Here is a 16,446-nt window from a genome sequence, read left to right on the forward strand (position 1 = left end):
TGCGTTTGGAAATCTGTGCCTGAGCTTAGCCACGGATGCGCGCACAGGTGAAGTGCAATTTCTGCCAAATCTGCGCCGGGGTTGTACGCCAACAGCGTTTTTGCAAAGTTTTTTTAATCGACCGTTCGGTCAGTTAAGCGCCTGAGCGGTGCTGCCTCTCATCCTGCGCCAGCCCGCGAATTCTCTGGGCTTCGCATCCAATACAAAGCGGACGCGTCTAGTCCGTGGTTTTGCTGCAAATTCACGCACCCTCGGAGACGACGCCAGATTGGTCTTACCAAAATAATGGCACTTTGATATACAGCCCGCCATTACCCGCCTCATAACAAGATCCTCGCTGACGAGGACGACCTCCCCCCCTCAAAGATCAAGGAGCACACTGATGTCTATCCGGAATCTGCGCATAGGTTTGCGCGCCAGTTTGAGCTTTGCCGTTTTGGCCAGTCTGCTGGTGGTGGTCGGCCTGTTCGGTCTGGGCCAAATGAAAACCCTGCGCGAAAGTGCGGCAGTGATCGAAGAATCGTGGATGCCCAGCATCGAGAGCATTCATGACGCGGCGGCGAATATCGCCAGCATCCGCCTCGAATCCTTGCGTCTGATCGCCGTCACCCAACCCGCGGTGCGCGACAGAAGCAAAGGCATTCTCAAGGCGCAACGCGAGGAGTTGCTCAAGCGCCTCAACGATCACAAAGCCTTGATCGCCAGTGATCAGGAACAAGCGATGCTCGACGGCTTGAACGCGGCCGTCGGCAAATACCTGAGCATTCTCGATCAGATTGTCAGCCAGATTGACGCGGGGCAGAACGAGCAGGCTGCCACGCGTTTGAGCAATGAACTGGCACCGCAGGGCACTGTGCTCGACAAGACGCTGGAGCAGATGATCACCCTCAACCAACAAGGTGCGGATGCCGCAGCCGAAGCCGCTGCGGCGATGTATCAGCAGGCTTTGTGGATCGTCGCGTCGATCATCGTGGTCGCCCTGCTTGCCACCTTGCTATTGGCCTGGTTGCTGACCCGCAGCATTACCACCCCAATCAATCAGGCACTGGATGTGGCACGACGCATTGCCGCCGGTGACCTCAGCGGCCAGATCGTCAGTACTGGTAAAGATGAGGCTGCGCATCTGCTCGATGCGTTGGCCGAGATGCAGGGCAATCTGCGCTCGACCATTCGCGGTATCAGCGAATCGGCGCAGCAACTGGCTTCCGCGGCCGAGGAAATGAGTTCGGTGATGGAGCAAAGCACCCGCGGCCTGCAACAGCAGAACGACCAGATCGAACAAGCCGCCACGGCGGTCACCGAGATGAGCACGGCGGTGGACGAAGTCGCTGCCAACGCGGTGTCCAGCGCCGAGGCATCTGCTGCGTCGAACGAGGACAGCAAGCACGGCCATGTACAGGTCAGCGAAACCATCAGTTCGATTCAGGAACTGGTCGATGCGGTACTCGGTGCTTCCGAACAAGCCGAGGGCCTGGCCACTCAGGCGCAGGACATCAGCAAAGTGCTGGAGGTAATTCGCGGGATTGCCGGGCAGACCAATCTGTTGGCGCTCAATGCGGCGATCGAAGCGGCACGCGCCGGTGAAGCCGGGCGCGGTTTTGCCGTGGTCGCCGATGAAGTGCGTTCGCTCGCACAACGCACGCAGAATTCCACCGAAGAAATCGAGCTGATGATCAGCAGCATCCAGCAAGGCACCGGGGCAACAGTGGGTGCGTTGCAGAGCAGTGCCGAGCAGGCGGGTCAGACGTTGCGGCGCGCCAACAGCGCCGGGCAGGCGCTGGAGAAAATCACCGCCTCGATCTCGCAGATCAACCAACGCAACCTGGTTATCGCCAGCGCGGCCGAGCAACAGGCCCTGGTGGCGCGCGAGGTCGATCAGAATCTGGTGACCATCCGCGACCTCTCGACCCAGACCGCCGCCGGGGCGACTCAGACCTCGGCTGCGAGCCAGGAGCTTTCGCGTCTGGCGGTCGATCTCAACGGCCTGGTGACGCGCTTTGTGATCTGAGCAAAAAGTTGCATGCCCGAATAGCGGTTGCCATCGTCAGGGCACTCGGCAACACTCTCGTCCCGATCAAGGAAGGAGACCCGCCGTGAGCCCTGTCGATATTTTCCGTATGTTGTCGCTGGCAGCCATCTGGGGCGCGAGTTTTCTGTTCATGCGCATTATCGCGCCAGCGATCGGCACGATTCCGACCGGGTTCTTTCGCGTATCGATTGCGGCCGTTGGCCTGCTGGTGATCCTCGGGCTGATGCGCGTGCGCTGGGATTTCAAAGGCAAACTGAAAACCGTGATGCTGCTGGGCGTGATCAACTCGGGGATTCCAGCGACGCTGTATTCGGTCGCCGCTCAGGTACTGCCAGCCGGCTATTCGGCGATTTTCAACGCCACCACGCCGCTGATGGGCGTGCTGATTGGCGGGTTGTTCTTCAGTGAAAAACTCACCGCAGCCAAACTGGGCGGGGTGTTCCTCGGCCTGTTAGGCGTTGGCGTGCTGACCCGCGCCGGCCCCGTGGCATTTGACATGCAACTGTTGCTGGGCGCCCTTGCCTGCCTGCTGGCGACCACTTGCTATGGCTTTGCCGGTTTCCTCGCACGCCGTTGGCTCGACCAGGCCGGTGGACTGGACAGTCGTCTGTCGGCGCTGGGCAGCATGCTCGGCGCAACGTTGTTCCTGTTGCCGCTGTTCGGCTATAGCGTGATCACCGCGCCGCCGGTCAGCTGGGGCGGCTGGAATGTCTGGCTGTCGCTGTTGGGCCTGGGCCTCGGTTGCACGGCATTCGCCTACATCATCTACTTCCGCCTGCTCAGTTCGATCGGGCCGGTGAAATCGATGACCGTGACCTTCATGATTCCGCCGTTTGGCGTGCTGTGGGGGGCGTTGCTGCTGGATGAGCCGTTGTCGATGGCACATATCTACGGCGGGGTGTTGATTGCATTGGCGTTGTGGCTGGTGTTGAAGCCGGCGGTGGTGAAACCTTCGCAGGTGACAGCCCGCTAGACTTCTGGCGCTGCTGAAATGGCTATCGCGAGCAGGCTCACTCCTACAGGGGAATGCATTCCAATGTGGGAGCGAGCCCGCCTGTCGACTAGTCGAGCTTACGGAACACAAACGCCAGACCGATAATGATCAACAGCATCCCCAGCACACTCAACGCTGCAAGGCGATTGCCGAAAATCAGGTAATCCATCACCGCCGTCACCGCCGGCACCAGATAGAACAGACTGGTGACATTCACCAGATTGCCCCGCGCGATCAGCCGATACAGCAACAGCGTCGCCAGCACCGACACCACCAGCCCCATCCACAACACCGGCACGATGAAACCTGTGCTGTGTTCAAAATGAAATGGCTGGAACGGCACGAAAATCCCGCACAACAACAGCCCGGCCAGATACTGCACCGGCAGTGTGCCGAGGGGATTGTCGGTGATGCGTTTCTGCATGATCGAGCCCAGCGTCATGCTCGCCAGCGCCAGCAGACCAAACAGCATCCCCGCCCAGGACATCCCGGCCAGACCGATGCCCTGGTAAACCACCATGATCAGCCCCGCCAGCCCCAGGGCCAGACCGAACATCCGGCTCGCGGAGCGCTGCCGCTCCATCAACACCACGGTGAGAATCGGCTGCACACCCATGATGGTCGCCATCACCCCCGGGGTGACTTTGGTGTCGAGCGCCAGCAGATAGAAAATCTGGTAGGCCCCCAACAACACCACGCCCGTGGCAATCGCAAACTTCATCGGTTTGCCGCCCTTGGGCAGCTTCAGCTTGAGCAGCGGCGCCAGCAGCACGAGCCCGCACAAGGCAATCGCGAAGCGAATCAGCAGAAAGGCAAACGGCGAAGCGTGGGCCAGGCCCCATTTGGAGAAGATCGCGCCGCTGCTCCACAGCAGAACGAACAGGCTCGTGGACGTCGCCGCGAGCGCGGATTTTTTCGAAAGGACAAACATGAATACCACCTGTAGTCAGGCAAGAAGCCAACTCAGCCGAAGCTGAAATTCAGTAGGTTTTTCTGGCGGGCGCAGGGGTCAGCAAAAACTGCCGATCAGCCCGAAACGCCAACGCCCGGCGGTGATACGACTGCGCACACCGGCGTGCTACTGACAGGTGGAGGGTAATGACTGATCTGCTGGGGCTGCTGATTCCCGCACGGCACGACGCCAGCGTTGACCGCTGAATCGACTACCGCGTTGATGAGGGATGCAGGCATTTGCGCAGATCTTTTCTGAGGAGTTGGAGGGTGAGCCGTACGGCTCACGAGCGCCGACTATAACCAGCGGGTGACATGGATTGCAATGATTTGGACAAAGGGCCAGCAGGGACAGTTGGCTGCAAGGTGAATAGGCTGGATTGCAGTTGCGACACCCAACCATGGAGGACAAGGAATGCACGGGATCACATGCCAAGGGAACGGACGTATTTGCGCTACCAAGTGTATAAATCTCAGGCCAGGAAACAGGCTGGGGTTACTTTCGCAAAGCTGCACAAAGACTTATTGCAGCAAGGGATAGTGGATGTTGATCACTCCAGAGTTCGTTTCGAAGCAATCGATGCTCAAGCTCTGAGTGCCTATGAAGAGTGGTTTGATCCTCACTTCTCTTGGCAAGAAGTTGTCAGGTGGAAAGCCAAAGAACCACTTAGCTTCGATTTAGCAATCTGGTTTGATCAGGAGTTATGCGGACTTTGCTTTGCAAACCCTAATCAGAGCCGGTTGCGAGTGAAAATTGTGCGCCTGGAAGGAAAGCCCGATAACGATCACCCTCTCAAAAGCCGAGTAGCGACATTTGCTTTGACCGCCGTGACTCACTTCGCACGAATCATCGGCAGTACACAAATTGAAATTCAGGAGCCTCTCCCAGGGGTGATTTCTCTTTACCGGCAGCTGGGTTTTGAATTCGATTCGGAGGGTAGGCTTGTGAAGCTAATTTGGTAAGACTAGTATCGGACAACTGCTCATTTAATGATCAACGCCGGAGGCACCATGAAGGCTGCCATTGAAAAAAAGGCGCCAGGCGCCAGATCGATAAAAGCTGATAGAAAACGCTCTTCGGGAAAGTTGTCTGAACGGGAGTTGCACCGAATCAGAGAAGCATTGGTGAATCCAGCAGCGGAAGAGCCTGGAGGCGTCCTCGCTGGCGCCTCATTCACCTTTTCTTCATAAAAAAAACCGCTCACAAGGAGCGGTTCTTTATTGCCTGCGAATCAGCCTCAACCAAACAGCCAATACCCCAACAACGTCAACACCACCACCGCCAGCACTGGCCGCATCACGCGGTAGGCCTTCGGGTTACGGCGTTTCCACTGTTTGACCACACCACTGAACTTGTCGCTGAAGCTCTTGCTCCAGGCGTAGGCCTGGTTGATCCCGCCGACGCGCTCGTCATCAAGGTTCTGCGGTGCGGTGGCACGGCCGAGCCAGGCGCTGATCGAGCGGTTGATGCGGGTCATGAGGCGGTTGCTCAGCGGACGCTCGACGTCGCAGAACAGGATCACGCGGGTTTGGTCGGTTTCGTTCTTGACCCAGTGCACGTAGGTTTCGTCGAACATCACGTCTTCGCCGTCACGCCACGCGTACACCTGACCATCGACGAAGATCCGGCAATCGTCGGAGTTCGGCGTCGACAAGCCGAGGTGATAACGCAGGGAGCCGGCGAACGGATCGCGATGCGGATTCAAGTGGCTGCCACCCGGCAACAGCGCGAACATCGCGCCCTTGACGTTGGGAATCGCGCTGACCAGCGCCACGGTTTTCGGGCACAGGGTTTCAGCCGACGGCAGCGGTTTGTCGTACCACTTGAGGTAGAAACGCTTCCAGCCCTTCTTGAAGAACGAGCCGAAACCGGCGTCATTGTTCTTTTCCGCCGCGCGAATATAGCCTTCGTCGAACAGGTGCATGGCCTCGTCGCGAATGGTTTCCCAGTTGTCGCGCAGCACGTCCAGTTCCGGGAATTTGCTGCGATCCAGATACGGCTTCGACGGCACGCCGGAAAACAGGTACATCAAGGCGTTGTACGGGGCGAACAGCGCCGAGTGGTTGACGAACTGACGCAGAACCGGCAAACGCGCCTTGCCGCGCAAATGCACATAGAGCGTGCTGCCCAAAAAGAGCAGCAGCACAAACGCCTTGGCGGCAAACGAAAAGGTCATCAACAACTCCTTGAATAAAGACAACGCTGCGCAACGCCCTTTACCCGGCATGGCAGCCGGCCATGATAAACACTACCGGCGCCGGGCAAAACCCGCCTTACACAAGAATCAGTGTTAAGAATTGCGCAACAAAGCATTTATTAGCATAACGATCCTGAACCGCGGCTGACCTGAATCAACTGGATTACTGCTGAGTCTCCTGTTCAGTGAACAGATCGCTGAACAACATGCTCGACAGATAACGCTCACCCGAGTCAGGCAGAATCACCACGATAGTCTTGCCCTGCATTTCCGGCGTCTCCGCCAGACGCACTGCTACCGCCATCGCTGCACCGCAGGAGATGCCGCACAAAATCCCTTCTTCCTGCATCAAGCGCAGCGCCATGGCCTTGGATTCGTCGTCGGTGACCTGCTCGACCCGGTCGACCATCGACAGATCCAGGTTCTTCGGCACAAAACCGGCACCGATCCCCTGAATCTTGTGCGGACTCGGTTTGATCTCTTCGCCCGCCAGCGCCTGGCTGATCACCGGTGAGGAAACCGGTTCCACCGCCACCGACAGGATCGGTTTGCCCTGGGTATTCTTGATATACCGTGAAACGCCCGTGATGGTTCCGCCGGTGCCGACGCCGGCCACCAGCACATCGACGGCACCATCGGTGTCGTTCCAGATTTCCGGACCAGTGGTTTTTTCGTGAATCGCCGGATTGGCCGGGTTATCGAACTGCGATGGCATGAAGTACTTGTCAGCATCGCTGGCGACGATCTCGGCGGCTTTCTCGATGGCGCCCTTCATGCCCTTGGCCGGCTCGGTCAACACCAGCTCGGCGCCCAAGGCCTTGAGAACCTTACGGCGCTCGATACTCATCGAGGCCGGCATAGTCAGCATCAATTTGTAACCACGAGCGGCGGCAACAAATGCCAGGCCAATCCCCGTGTTACCCGACGTAGGCTCGACAATGGTCATGCCCGGCTTGAGCTTGCCGCTGCTCTCGGCGTCCCAGATCATGTTGGCGCCGATCCGGCACTTGACCGAATAACCGGGGTTGCGCCCTTCGATCTTGGCCAGAATGGTCACGCCACGCGGCGCGATGCGGTTGATCTGCACCAGCGGCGTGTTGCCGATGGAATGGGCGTTGTCAGCGAAAATACGGCTCATGGCTGGGTCCTTATGCAGCATTGAATTCAGCCTTTCAAGGTATGCCTGTTGCCTGGCGCAGTCCAGTCGGGTCGAACGACTGCGCGGCGTAATAGTCAATCGCTTACATCGTCAGGGAATTGCCGTCATGAAGCGTCGCTACAGTTGGCCACTAGGGATTTTCGTCGTCGTCGTTGTGCTGCTGATCGCGCTGCACATCGCCCTGCCCTACATGGTGCGTGACTACCTGAACGGCAAACTGGCGGACATGGGTGACTATCGGGGCCAGATCACTGACGTCGACCTTGCGCTGTGGCGCGGGGCGTACAAAATCAATGGTCTGAAAATCGTCAAGGTGGACGGCAAAGTGCCGGTGCCGTTCGTCAACGCGCCGTTGATCGATCTGGCGGTCAGCTGGCATTCGCTGTGGTACGACCATGCCGTCGTGGCGCAAGTGAAATTCGTCAATCCCGAGATCAATTTCGTCGATGGCGGAGCCAACAAGCAGAACTCCCAGACCGGTCAGGGCACTGACTGGCGTGCGCAACTGGGCAAGTTGCTGCCGATAACCCTCGACGAAGTGCAGATTCACGACGGCAAGATCAGCTTCCGCAATTTCAACTCAAAACCGCCAGTCAACATGAACGCCACCAACGTCGACGCGAGCATCTACAACCTGACCAACGTGGTCGACAATCAGGGCAAACGCGACGCCCGCTTTGAAGGCAAAGCCCTGCTGCTGGGGCATGCACCGCTGGAAACCACCGCAACGTTCGACCCTCTGAGCAACTTCGAGGACTTCGAATTCCGCCTGCGCGCCAAGGACATCGAACTCAAAAGCATGAACGACTTTGCCTCGGCCTACGGCAAGTTCGACTTCAACGCCGGCCACGGTGATGTGGTGATCGAAGCCCAAGCCAATAAAGCCAAGGTCAACGGCTACATCAAACCACTGCTGCGCGACGTCGAAGTGTTCAACTGGCAGCAGGACGTGGAAAACAACAACAAGAGTATCTTCCGCTCAGTCTGGGAGGCTTTGGTCGGTGGTACTGAAACCGTGCTGAAGAATCAGGCGAAAAACCAGTTCGCCACCAAAGTCGAGCTCAGCGGCAACGTGCATCAGCAAAACATCAGCGCGTTCGAAGCGTTTTTGCAGATTTTGCGCAATGGTTTCGTACAGGCATTCAATGCTCGATATGAACGGCCTAAGCCGGATGCGGGTTAGGTTTTGCGGTTGACGATATAGCGACCCGACTCCTCTGCAGCCATTGTTGAGCTTTGTTGCAGTGAATCCCAGCCCAGGCAAGCCAGCGCCAGTGAACGTGGGACTGCCTCGCGCCCATTACTGTAGCGACTGATGCTACGAGCGCTGACACCCAGCGCTTCGGCAGCCTGACTAAGAGACAGTCCCGTTCGGGCGCGCCAGTCGATAAAGATTCGCGTGTTTTCATCGGCTGCGTTTTGAGCTAGCGCATCCATGTAAAGTGTGTCTGCACCAATCTGTATATCGGGTTCAAGCCATTCGACAGTCCAGCCATAGTCATCCAATGTCGCGGTCAAAAACACCTTGGGATCGAGCAATGGCTGCAACCCTGGATAAGCTTTAATATCCCGGCAGAGATCAAGTGTCAGTTCCTGTCCATCAATAAAGGTCAGTGCCAATCGAAAGTCTGACAGTGCCTGCACTGCTGACAGGCGAGGCCTTTTCATGGGTAACATCGTTTCCAGTCCTCCAATAGTTGCGCTTGATGAGCCGAGACCCACGCCAGCGCTTCCTTGATAATCAGTGGCGGCGCCTTGCCCGTCATCACCCCAACGGTTTCAAGGCTCAGCATCACATCCACGCCGCCACCGATAAGGTGCACATGGGGCGGCGGATGATCCTTCTCGCGCAACTGAATGCGGTATTTGTCGCGAAATCGGTATTTAGTCGTCATGACCGAGAGGCTATCGCCAAATCGGCGATACCTGAATACTGGCCATCGGCCGAGACTGAGTCAACATGTGACGCCCCATTCAGAGACTGAATAAGCCGTCTGCGTTCACAGTCGACCGGCCTGCGCGTTATAGTCGGGCATCCGATTATTTCGCCCCCGCCCTGCCCGTTCAGGTCGGCGTTACCGTTCGAGGATTAGCAGATGAAGTTCGAAGGCACCCAGGCCTACGTCGCCACCGATGACCTGAAGCTGGCGGTCAACGCCGCCATCACCCTGGAGCGGCCGCTGCTGGTCAAGGGCGAGCCGGGCACCGGCAAGACCATGCTCGCCGAGCAACTGGCCGAATCGTTCAACGCCAAGTTGATCACCTGGCACATCAAATCCACCACCAAGGCCCATCAGGGCCTGTACGAGTACGACGCTGTCAGCCGTCTGCGCGACTCGCAACTGGGCACTGAAAAAGTCCACGACGTGCGCAACTACCTGAAAAAAGGCAAGCTCTGGGAGGCGTTCGAGTCCGAAGAGCGGGTCATTCTGCTGATCGACGAGATCGACAAGGCCGACATCGAGTTCCCCAACGACTTGCTGCAAGAACTCGACAAGATGGAGTTCTACGTTTACGAGATCGACGAGACCATCAAGGCCAAGAAGCGCCCGATCATCATCATTACCTCCAACAACGAAAAAGAGCTGCCGGACGCCTTCCTGCGCCGCTGCTTCTTCCACTATATCGCCTTCCCGGATCGCCCGACCCTGCAAAGAATCGTCGACGTGCACTACCCGGACATCAAGAAGGATTTGGTCAGCGAAGCGCTCGACGTATTCTTCGACGTGCGCAAGGTGCCGGGCCTGAAGAAGAAACCGTCGACCTCGGAACTGGTCGACTGGCTGAAGCTGTTGATGGCCGATAACATCGGCGAAGCGGTGCTGCGCGAACGTGATCCGACCAAGGCAATTCCGCCACTGGCCGGCGCGTTGGTGAAGAACGAGCAGGACGTGCAGCTGCTTGAGCGCCTGGCGTTCATGAGCCGTCGCGGTTCTCGCTAAGAGGCTGATGCCATGTTGCTCAACCTGTTCAATGAAATGCGTGCAGCCAAGGTGCCGGTGTCGGTGCGCGAGTTGCTCGACCTGATCAACGCGCTGAAACAGCGCGTGACCTTCGCCGACATGGACGAGTTTTATTACTTGTCGCGGGCGATTCTGGTCAAGGACGAACGCCATTTCGACAAGTTCGACCGCGCGTTCGGCGCCTACTTCAATGGCTTGGAAAAGCTCGACGATCACTTGCAGGCGCTGATTCCCGAAGACTGGCTGCGCAAGGAGTTCGAGCGCTCGCTGAGCGATGAGGAACGCGCGCAAATCCAGTCCCTCGGCGGCCTGGACAAGCTGATCGAAGAGTTCAAGAAGCGTCTGGAAGAACAGAAGGAACGCCATGCCGGCGGCAACAAGTGGATCGGCACTGGCGGCACCAGCCCGTTCGGCTCCGGTGGCTTCAACCCGGAAGGCATTCGGGTCGGCGATGCTGGCAAGCGCCAGGGCAAAGCGGTGAAAGTCTGGGATCAGCGCGAGTACAAGAACCTCGATGATTCGGTGGAACTGGGCACGCGCAATATCAAAGTCGCCCTGCGTCGACTGCGCAAGTTTGCGCGGCAGGGCGCGGCAGAAGAGCTGGACATTGACGGCACCATCGATCACACCGCCAAAGATGCGGGCCTGCTGAACATTCAGATGCGCCCGGAGCGCCGCAACACGGTGAAGCTGTTGTTGCTGTTCGACATCGGCGGTTCGATGGACGCGCACGTGAAGATCTGCGAAGAACTGTTCTCGGCCTGCAAGACCGAGTTCAAACATCTGGAGTACTTCTACTTCCACAACTTCGTTTACGAATCGGTGTGGAAGAACAACATGCGCCGCACTTCAGAGCGCACGTCGACCCAGGACTTGCTACACAAGTACGGCGCCGACTACAAAGTGATCTTCATCGGTGACGCCGCCATGGCGCCGTATGAAATCACCCAGGCTGGTGGCAGTGTCGAGCACTGGAACGAAGAGCCGGGCTACGTGTGGATGCAGCGCTTCATGGAGAAGTACAAGAAGCTCATCTGGATCAATCCGTATCCGAAAGATACCTGGGGTTATACCTCGTCGACCAACATTGTGCGTGATCTGATCGAAGATCAGATGTATCCGTTGACGTTGCGCGGGCTTGAGGAAGGGATGCGGTTTTTGTCCAAATAATCTGTGTTGCCAGTGATGGCCCCTTCGCGAGCAGGCTCGCTCCCACATTGGAATGCATTTCAATTGTGGGAGCGAGCTTGCTCCGGGCGGCGTTCCGACGAAGCTTTTAGCTATTCAGAAAACGCTGCAGATATTTGATGTGCTCACGGTGCGCAACGTCTTGCACCACCGGCCGAAACCGCACCTGCGTCCCCGGCAGACACTGCGCCAACCGCGCCAACGCCAACGGCGTCAATGCGCCCAATCGCGGATAACCACCAATCGTCTGTCGATCATTGAGCAGCACAATCGGCTGGCCGTCCGGCGGCACTTGCACCGCGCCCAATGGAATCCCCTCGGAAATCATCGGCTGGCCCTGATACTCCAGCGCCTTGCCCAGAAAACGAATGCCCATGCGATCAGCGCGACTGTCCAGTGTCCAGACGCTGTTGAATGCATCGAACAGACTCTGCCCGCTGAACTGGCCGATCTGTGCGCCAAGCACCAGATCCAGCGGCGCATTCGATTTCAAATCCGGCTGTAATGCCAAAGGCACTTCGCGCAGCAACAGCGATTCACCGCGATAACTCAGCGTCGCGCCCTTCGCCAATGGTAAGCCCATGCCATCCGGACCACCGAGTTCTTCACGTACAACCGTGGCGCTGCTGCCCAGCACCTTCGGTGCATCAAAACCACCCGGCGCTGCCAGGTAAGCCCGGGCACCGAGCAACGGCTGAGTGAGGCGCAACGTCTGCCCTTTGCCCAATTTGAAACTGCGCCACGGCGCCAGTGGCTGCCCGTCGATCTGCGCGCCAAGATCTGCGCCAGCCAACGCCAGCCAACACGCCTCTTCGGCCACCACGGCAAAGCCGCCGAGGGTGATTTCGATCACCGTTGCATCCAGCTCGTTGCCGAGCAACCAGTTGGCCCAACCCATCGAACACCAATCCGCCGCACCACCCTGGGTCACGCCCAGATGCCGCACGCCGAAACGTCCTGCGTCCTGCAACAGGCACAGTGGCGTGCTCGCTGCAATTGTCAGTCGACTCATGCCAGTGCCTCCAGTGGCGTGTCATCGCCGCCCAGATTGATGAACTCGGCATGACTGACCGCTTCGAAGCGCACCGTGTCGCCCGGTTGCATCAGGCTGTAGCCATCGCGATTGCGGTCGAACAACTTGGCCGGGGTACGGCCTATCAGGTTCCAGCCGCCGGGAGAGACCACGGGGTAAGCCGCCGTCTGCCGTTCGGCAATGCCGACGCTACCGGCAGCGACTTTTTTGCGTGGCGTGTTCAGGCGAGGCGCGGCAAGCACTTCTTCGACCAACCCCATAAACGCGAAACCCGGCGCGAAACCAAGGGCGAATACCTGATACTCACGTCCGCTGTGGCGACGGACCACTTCATCCACCGCCAGACCGCTGCGCTCGGCCAGCAAACTCAACTCAGGGCCGACGCTAAAGTCGTACCAGACCGGCAGCACATGGCATTGGCCAACGGTTTGCGCATTCGGTGACAGATCGATCAACGCTTCGGCGATCAATTCCCGCGCCTGACTCGGACTCAATGCGGTCAAATCGTAATGCACCATCAACGTCGTATAAGACGGCACCAGATCGATGAGTTGCTCACCGAATACCGCACGCAAACGCTCACTGGCAGCGAGCATCCACGGCATGTTGGCTTCGGCGATCTCATCAAACAGACGCAGCATCAGGCAATCCAGTGCCACCACTTCTATCCTTGGGTTCATGAGGCGCTCTGCTGATTCAAGGCTTCGCGAATGCGTTGCACGGCGGCCACCGAACTGGCGTTGTCACCGTGCACGCAGAGGGTGTTGGCGTGCAGGCGCAACGCGCTGCCGTCGCTGGCGGTGAGGTTGTCGCCACGGGCAATGGTCAGGGCTTGCTCGATGATTTTTTCCGGGTCGTGATGCACCGCGCCCGGCAATTGTCGTGAAACCAGTTTGCCGGCACTGTCGTAAGCACGGTCAGCGAAGGCTTCGAACCACATTGTCACGCCATACTCATCGCCGATCTGCTGCGCAGCGGAGTTGTCGCGAGTGGCCATCAGCATCAGCGGCAGGTTGCGGTCATAAGCGGCCACTGCCTGAATCACCGCACGCAATTGCGCCGGGTTGGCCATCATGTCGTTGTACATCGCGCCATGGGGTTTGACGTAACTGACGCGCCCGCCCTGCGCCTTGCAAATGCCGTCGAGGGCTCCGATCTGGTAATGCAGGATGTCTTGCAGCTCTTGCGCCGAATACGCCATGGAGCGGCGGCCGAAGCCGACCAGATCCTGATAGGCCGGGTGTGCACCGATCTGCACGCCGTGGCTGAACGCCAGGCTGACGGTCTTGCGCATGATGCTCGGATCACCCGCGTGAAAACCACAGGCCACGTTGGCGCAATCGATGAAGGGCATGACCTCGGCATCCAGACCCATGGTCCAGCTGCCGAAGCTCTCGCCAATGTCGCAATTCAATAGCAGGCGGCTCACGGTGAACACTCCTGTAGGTGCTTGTCTTTTTATCTGTAGGACTGTGCTGCGCAGGTTATCAGTTACTGCGCATCGAGTTGCTTGCCACGGGTTTCCGGCAGGCTCAATGCCGCGATAATCACCACGCCGTAAGACACCGCCGCAAAGGCGCCAATACCTACGCTCAACGGTACTTTCTGGCTGAGCAGACCGATCAGCAGCGGAAACAAAGCGGCCAGTGCCCGACCGATGTTGTAGCAAAAGCCCTGACCCGAGCCGCGAATTCGCGTAGGGAACAGTTCGGTCAGAAACGCGCCCATACCGCTGAAAATCCCCGAGGCGAAGAAGCCCAGAGGGAAGCCCAGCCACAGCATCACGCCGTTGCTCACCGGCAGCTGCGTATAGAGCAGAACGATGGTGAACGAGCCGACCGCGAAGAGGATGAAGTTCTTTTTCCGCCCGAGCAGGTCAGTCAGATAAGCGCTGATCACGTAACCGACGTAGGAGCCGACAATCACCATCGCCAGATAACCGCCCGTACCGAGCACGCTCAAACCGCGTTCGTTTTTCAGAAAGGTCGGCAGCCAGGAAGTGATCGCGTAATAACCGCCCAGCGCACCCGTGGTCAGCAGCGAAGCGCGGAACGTGGTGAAGAGCATGCCGGGGGCGAATATCTCGTAGAACTTCGACTGAGTCTCCGGCGTTTGTTGGGCCTTGGCTTCGCGGTAGATCTCCGGATCCTTCACCAGACGGCGGACAAAAATCACAAAAATCGCCGGCACGATGCCGAGGATGAACAGTGCGCGCCAGGCATCTTCCGGCGGCAGCACCGAGAACAACAGCGCATACAGAATCGCCGTCAGTCCCCAGCCCAGCGCCCAACCGGATTGCACCATGCCCACCGCTTTGCCACGGTCCTTGGCGCGAATCACCTCGCCGATCAGTACCGCACCGGCGGTCCACTCGCCGCCGAACCCGAAGCCCATCAGAGTGCGCGCGATCAACAGTTGTTCGTAGTTTTGCGCGAAGCCGCAGAGGAAGGTGAAGAAGGCGAACCACAGCACGGTCAGTTGCAGGGTGCGCACACGACCGATGCGGTCAGAGAGAATCCCGGCGACCCAACCGCCGATGGCCGAAGCGATCAAGGTGCTGGTGTGAATCAGCCCGGCCTCACCGGTGGTAATGCCCCACATCGCGATCAGCGTCGGCACGACGAAGCTGAGCATCTGCGTGTCCATGCCGTCCAGACCGTAGCCGATCTTGCAGCTCCAGAACGTGCGACGCTCTTGCTGGTTGATGTTGCGATACCAGTCAAACGGCCCCGGACGCGCCGTTGCCTTGGGTACTTCTAGGGTGTCGGGAGCACGCATGGCTTATCTCCGCAGGTTTTTTATTGGTCTTGTTCGTAGCCCCGACGACGCCTATCGTGGGGACCGGATGCGTCGATTTTTCGTCGCGCGGCCCTGCTGCGTCCAACGAATAAAAACCCGCCTTAGCCATAAGAAAAATTTGTCACCCGAGCCTTGCCCATGAACCTGAAGTTTCTCGAGACCTTTGTCTGGGTCGCCCGACTGAAGAGTTTTCGCCTGACCGCCGACAAGCTGTTCACCACCCAGGCGTCGATTTCCAGCCGCATCGCGGTGCTGGAAGGCGAGCTGGGGGTGAAGCTGTTTTTGCGCGATTCACGCGGTGTCAGCCTGACGCCCGAAGGGCTGAAAGTGCTGGAGTATGCCGAGCAGATGCTCGACACCATGTCGGCGCTGAAACAGTCGATCGAGACCCGCTCGAGCAAAGTCGGCCGCGTGCGTATCGGCGTAATGGACACGGTAATCCACACCTGGCTCAGCCCGTTGGTCGCGCAGATGACCGATTTGTATCCACGGGTGGAAATCGAGCTGGTGGCGGATACCTCGCTGAACCTCTGCGATCAGCTGCAAAAAGGCTTTCTCGACATCGTTCTGCAAACCGACCTGATCCGCCATGAAAGCGTGCGCAGTCTGGAGCTGGCCAGCCATCCGCTGGGTTGGATTGTCGCAAGCAATTCTATCTACAACCGCGATTACGCCGACCTCGCCGAACTGGCGCAGGAGCGGATCATCACCTACTCGAAAAACTCCCGGCCGCATCAGGATCTTCTGGCGTTGATGCAAGCCAATGGCGTACTGGCGCCACGTTTGAATTGCGTGAACTCGGTGTCGGCGATCACGCGGTTATTGCGTGATGGATTTGGGATTGGTGTGCTGCCACCGGTGTTGGTGGCTGAGGAGCTGGCGCGGGGGGAATTGACGTTATTGGATATTGATCAGCGACCGCCAAACCTGCAGGTGGTGGTGTCGTGGCGGGTGGGGGTTGAGTGGGTCGAGGAGATTGTGACGTTGTGTCAGCAGGTGCTTGAAGGGTATGCACACAAGGTGGGCAAGGACTACATCACCCTGACACCATGATCGTTCCCACGTTCCGCGTGGGAATGCCGCCCGGGACGCTCCGCGTCCCTTACAAAAGCCGAACGCGGAGCGTCCGTTG

General features: G+C 58.4%; 17 protein-coding genes. 7 read left to right on the plus strand and 10 right to left on the minus strand.

Annotated features, from left to right (window positions below; genetic code table 11):
• Positions 1-382 precede the first annotated feature (382 nt).
• Positions 383-2,008 (plus strand): methyl-accepting chemotaxis protein, encoded by a 1,626-nt coding sequence (locus ACW9IR_RS08850; RefSeq protein WP_457462793.1) that lies wholly within the window; start codon positions 383-385, stop codon positions 2,006-2,008.
• Positions 2,009-2,093: 85 nt separating this feature from the next.
• A complete protein-coding gene (locus ACW9IR_RS08855; protein WP_150708181.1) occupies positions 2,094-3,002 on the plus strand; it encodes a DMT family transporter in 909 nt (302 codons plus the stop codon).
• 88 nt (positions 3,003-3,090) lie between these two features.
• Here the strand turns inward: ACW9IR_RS08855 and ACW9IR_RS08860 are convergent, their stop codons facing one another.
• Complete coding sequence (locus tag ACW9IR_RS08860; RefSeq protein WP_110720056.1) at positions 3,091-3,954, minus strand: DMT family transporter; 864 nt, start codon at positions 3,952-3,954, stop codon at positions 3,091-3,093.
• A gap of 449 nt (positions 3,955-4,403) precedes the next feature.
• On the opposite strand from ACW9IR_RS08860, the gene ACW9IR_RS08865 reads away from it, so the two are divergent.
• Positions 4,404-4,937, plus strand: a complete 534-nt coding sequence (locus tag ACW9IR_RS08865; RefSeq protein ID WP_102900288.1) for a hypothetical protein — start codon at positions 4,404-4,406, stop codon at positions 4,935-4,937.
• A 20-nt stretch (positions 4,938-4,957) separates the two neighbouring features.
• Here the strand turns inward: ACW9IR_RS08865 and ACW9IR_RS08870 are convergent, their stop codons facing one another.
• The 3 genes from ACW9IR_RS08870 to cysK form a co-directional block, all read right to left on the minus strand.
• Positions 4,958-5,179: a hypothetical protein gene (locus tag ACW9IR_RS08870; RefSeq protein ID WP_146033675.1), complete on the minus strand. Its 222-nt coding sequence runs from the start codon at positions 5,177-5,179 to the stop codon at positions 4,958-4,960.
• A 33-nt stretch (positions 5,180-5,212) separates the two neighbouring features.
• Positions 5,213-6,151, minus strand: a complete 939-nt coding sequence (locus ACW9IR_RS08875) for an aspartyl/asparaginyl beta-hydroxylase domain-containing protein (RefSeq protein ID WP_102900287.1) — start codon at positions 6,149-6,151, stop codon at positions 5,213-5,215.
• A 184-nt stretch (positions 6,152-6,335) separates the two neighbouring features.
• On the minus strand, positions 6,336-7,310 hold the full coding sequence (cysK, locus tag ACW9IR_RS08880; RefSeq protein WP_095119080.1) for a cysteine synthase A: 975 nt from the start codon (positions 7,308-7,310) through the stop codon (positions 6,336-6,338).
• 127 nt (positions 7,311-7,437) lie between these two features.
• On the opposite strand from cysK, the gene ACW9IR_RS08885 reads away from it, so the two are divergent.
• Positions 7,438-8,514: a DUF748 domain-containing protein gene (locus ACW9IR_RS08885; RefSeq protein WP_110720058.1), complete on the plus strand. Its 1,077-nt coding sequence runs from the start codon at positions 7,438-7,440 to the stop codon at positions 8,512-8,514.
• On the opposite strand, the gene ACW9IR_RS08890 is transcribed toward ACW9IR_RS08885, so the two are convergent.
• Complete coding sequence (locus ACW9IR_RS08890) at positions 8,511-9,008, minus strand: helix-turn-helix domain-containing protein (protein WP_457462797.1); 498 nt, start codon at positions 9,006-9,008, stop codon at positions 8,511-8,513. The genes ACW9IR_RS08885 and ACW9IR_RS08890 overlap by 4 nt on opposite strands.
• Entirely contained in the window at positions 8,996-9,226 is a 231-nt protein-coding gene (locus ACW9IR_RS08895) for a DUF4160 domain-containing protein (RefSeq protein WP_150795739.1), read from the minus strand. Before ACW9IR_RS08895 ends, ACW9IR_RS08890 begins: the two co-directional genes overlap by 13 nt.
• A 201-nt stretch (positions 9,227-9,427) precedes the next feature.
• Here ACW9IR_RS08895 and ACW9IR_RS08900 point away from each other — a divergent pair, with 201 nt between their 5' ends.
• Together ACW9IR_RS08900 and ACW9IR_RS08905 are read left to right on the plus strand one after the other, a co-directional pair.
• Positions 9,428-10,273: an AAA family ATPase gene (locus tag ACW9IR_RS08900; protein WP_457462800.1), complete on the plus strand. Its 846-nt coding sequence runs from the start codon at positions 9,428-9,430 to the stop codon at positions 10,271-10,273.
• A gap of 12 nt (positions 10,274-10,285) precedes the next feature.
• Positions 10,286-11,464, plus strand: coding sequence for a vWA domain-containing protein (locus ACW9IR_RS08905; protein ID WP_007911295.1), 1,179 nt, complete (start codon positions 10,286-10,288; stop codon positions 11,462-11,464).
• A 106-nt stretch (positions 11,465-11,570) separates the two neighbouring features.
• On the opposite strand, the gene ACW9IR_RS08910 is transcribed toward ACW9IR_RS08905, so the two are convergent.
• From ACW9IR_RS08910 to ACW9IR_RS08925, 4 genes are all read right to left on the minus strand, one after another.
• A complete protein-coding gene (locus tag ACW9IR_RS08910; RefSeq protein WP_457462802.1) occupies positions 11,571-12,494 on the minus strand; it encodes a 5-oxoprolinase subunit C family protein in 924 nt (307 codons plus the stop codon).
• Positions 12,491-13,195: a 5-oxoprolinase subunit PxpB gene (pxpB, locus tag ACW9IR_RS08915; protein WP_457462804.1), complete on the minus strand. Its 705-nt coding sequence runs from the start codon at positions 13,193-13,195 to the stop codon at positions 12,491-12,493. The genes ACW9IR_RS08910 and pxpB overlap by 4 nt, the downstream gene beginning before the upstream one ends.
• Positions 13,192-13,944, minus strand: a complete 753-nt coding sequence (locus ACW9IR_RS08920; protein WP_457462806.1) for a 5-oxoprolinase subunit PxpA — start codon at positions 13,942-13,944, stop codon at positions 13,192-13,194. The genes pxpB and ACW9IR_RS08920 overlap by 4 nt, the downstream gene beginning before the upstream one ends.
• Positions 13,945-14,006: 62 nt before the next feature.
• Entirely contained in the window at positions 14,007-15,293 is a 1,287-nt protein-coding gene (locus ACW9IR_RS08925) for an MFS transporter (RefSeq protein WP_034153180.1), read from the minus strand.
• 159 nt (positions 15,294-15,452) lie between these two features.
• Here ACW9IR_RS08925 and ACW9IR_RS08930 point away from each other — a divergent pair, with 159 nt between their 5' ends.
• On the plus strand, positions 15,453-16,367 hold the full coding sequence (locus ACW9IR_RS08930) for a LysR family transcriptional regulator (RefSeq protein WP_457462808.1): 915 nt from the start codon (positions 15,453-15,455) through the stop codon (positions 16,365-16,367).
• Positions 16,368-16,446: the final 79 nt, after the last annotated feature.

The sequence above is a fragment of the Pseudomonas sp. SDT291_1_S447 genome (assembly GCF_054070155.1).

Excerpts from the sequence above, each read along its gene's own strand:
- cysK (WP_095119080.1), bottom strand. The coding sequence starts at position 7,310 with ATGAGCCGTATTTTCGCTGACAACGCCCATTCCATCGGCAACACGCCG.
- ACW9IR_RS08925 (WP_034153180.1), bottom strand. The coding sequence starts at position 15,293 with ATGCGTGCTCCCGACACCCTAGAAGTACCCAAGGCAACGGCGCGTCCG.
- ACW9IR_RS08850 (WP_457462793.1), top strand. The coding sequence starts at position 383 with ATGTCTATCCGGAATCTGCGCATAGGTTTGCGCGCCAGTTTGAGCTTT.
- ACW9IR_RS08895 (WP_150795739.1), bottom strand. The coding sequence starts at position 9,226 with ATGACGACTAAATACCGATTTCGCGACAAATACCGCATTCAGTTGCGC.
- ACW9IR_RS08910 (WP_457462802.1), bottom strand. The coding sequence starts at position 12,494 with ATGAGTCGACTGACAATTGCAGCGAGCACGCCACTGTGCCTGTTGCAG.
- ACW9IR_RS08930 (WP_457462808.1), top strand. The coding sequence starts at position 15,453 with ATGAACCTGAAGTTTCTCGAGACCTTTGTCTGGGTCGCCCGACTGAAG.
- ACW9IR_RS08875 (WP_102900287.1), bottom strand. The coding sequence starts at position 6,151 with ATGACCTTTTCGTTTGCCGCCAAGGCGTTTGTGCTGCTGCTCTTTTTG.
- pxpB (WP_457462804.1), bottom strand. The coding sequence starts at position 13,195 with ATGAACCCAAGGATAGAAGTGGTGGCACTGGATTGCCTGATGCTGCGT.
- ACW9IR_RS08900 (WP_457462800.1), top strand. The coding sequence starts at position 9,428 with ATGAAGTTCGAAGGCACCCAGGCCTACGTCGCCACCGATGACCTGAAG.
- ACW9IR_RS08905 (WP_007911295.1), top strand. The coding sequence starts at position 10,286 with ATGTTGCTCAACCTGTTCAATGAAATGCGTGCAGCCAAGGTGCCGGTG.
- ACW9IR_RS08890 (WP_457462797.1), bottom strand. The coding sequence starts at position 9,008 with ATGTTACCCATGAAAAGGCCTCGCCTGTCAGCAGTGCAGGCACTGTCA.
- ACW9IR_RS08860 (WP_110720056.1), bottom strand. The coding sequence starts at position 3,954 with ATGTTTGTCCTTTCGAAAAAATCCGCGCTCGCGGCGACGTCCACGAGC.
- ACW9IR_RS08865 (WP_102900288.1), top strand. The coding sequence starts at position 4,404 with ATGCCAAGGGAACGGACGTATTTGCGCTACCAAGTGTATAAATCTCAG.
- ACW9IR_RS08885 (WP_110720058.1), top strand. The coding sequence starts at position 7,438 with ATGAAGCGTCGCTACAGTTGGCCACTAGGGATTTTCGTCGTCGTCGTT.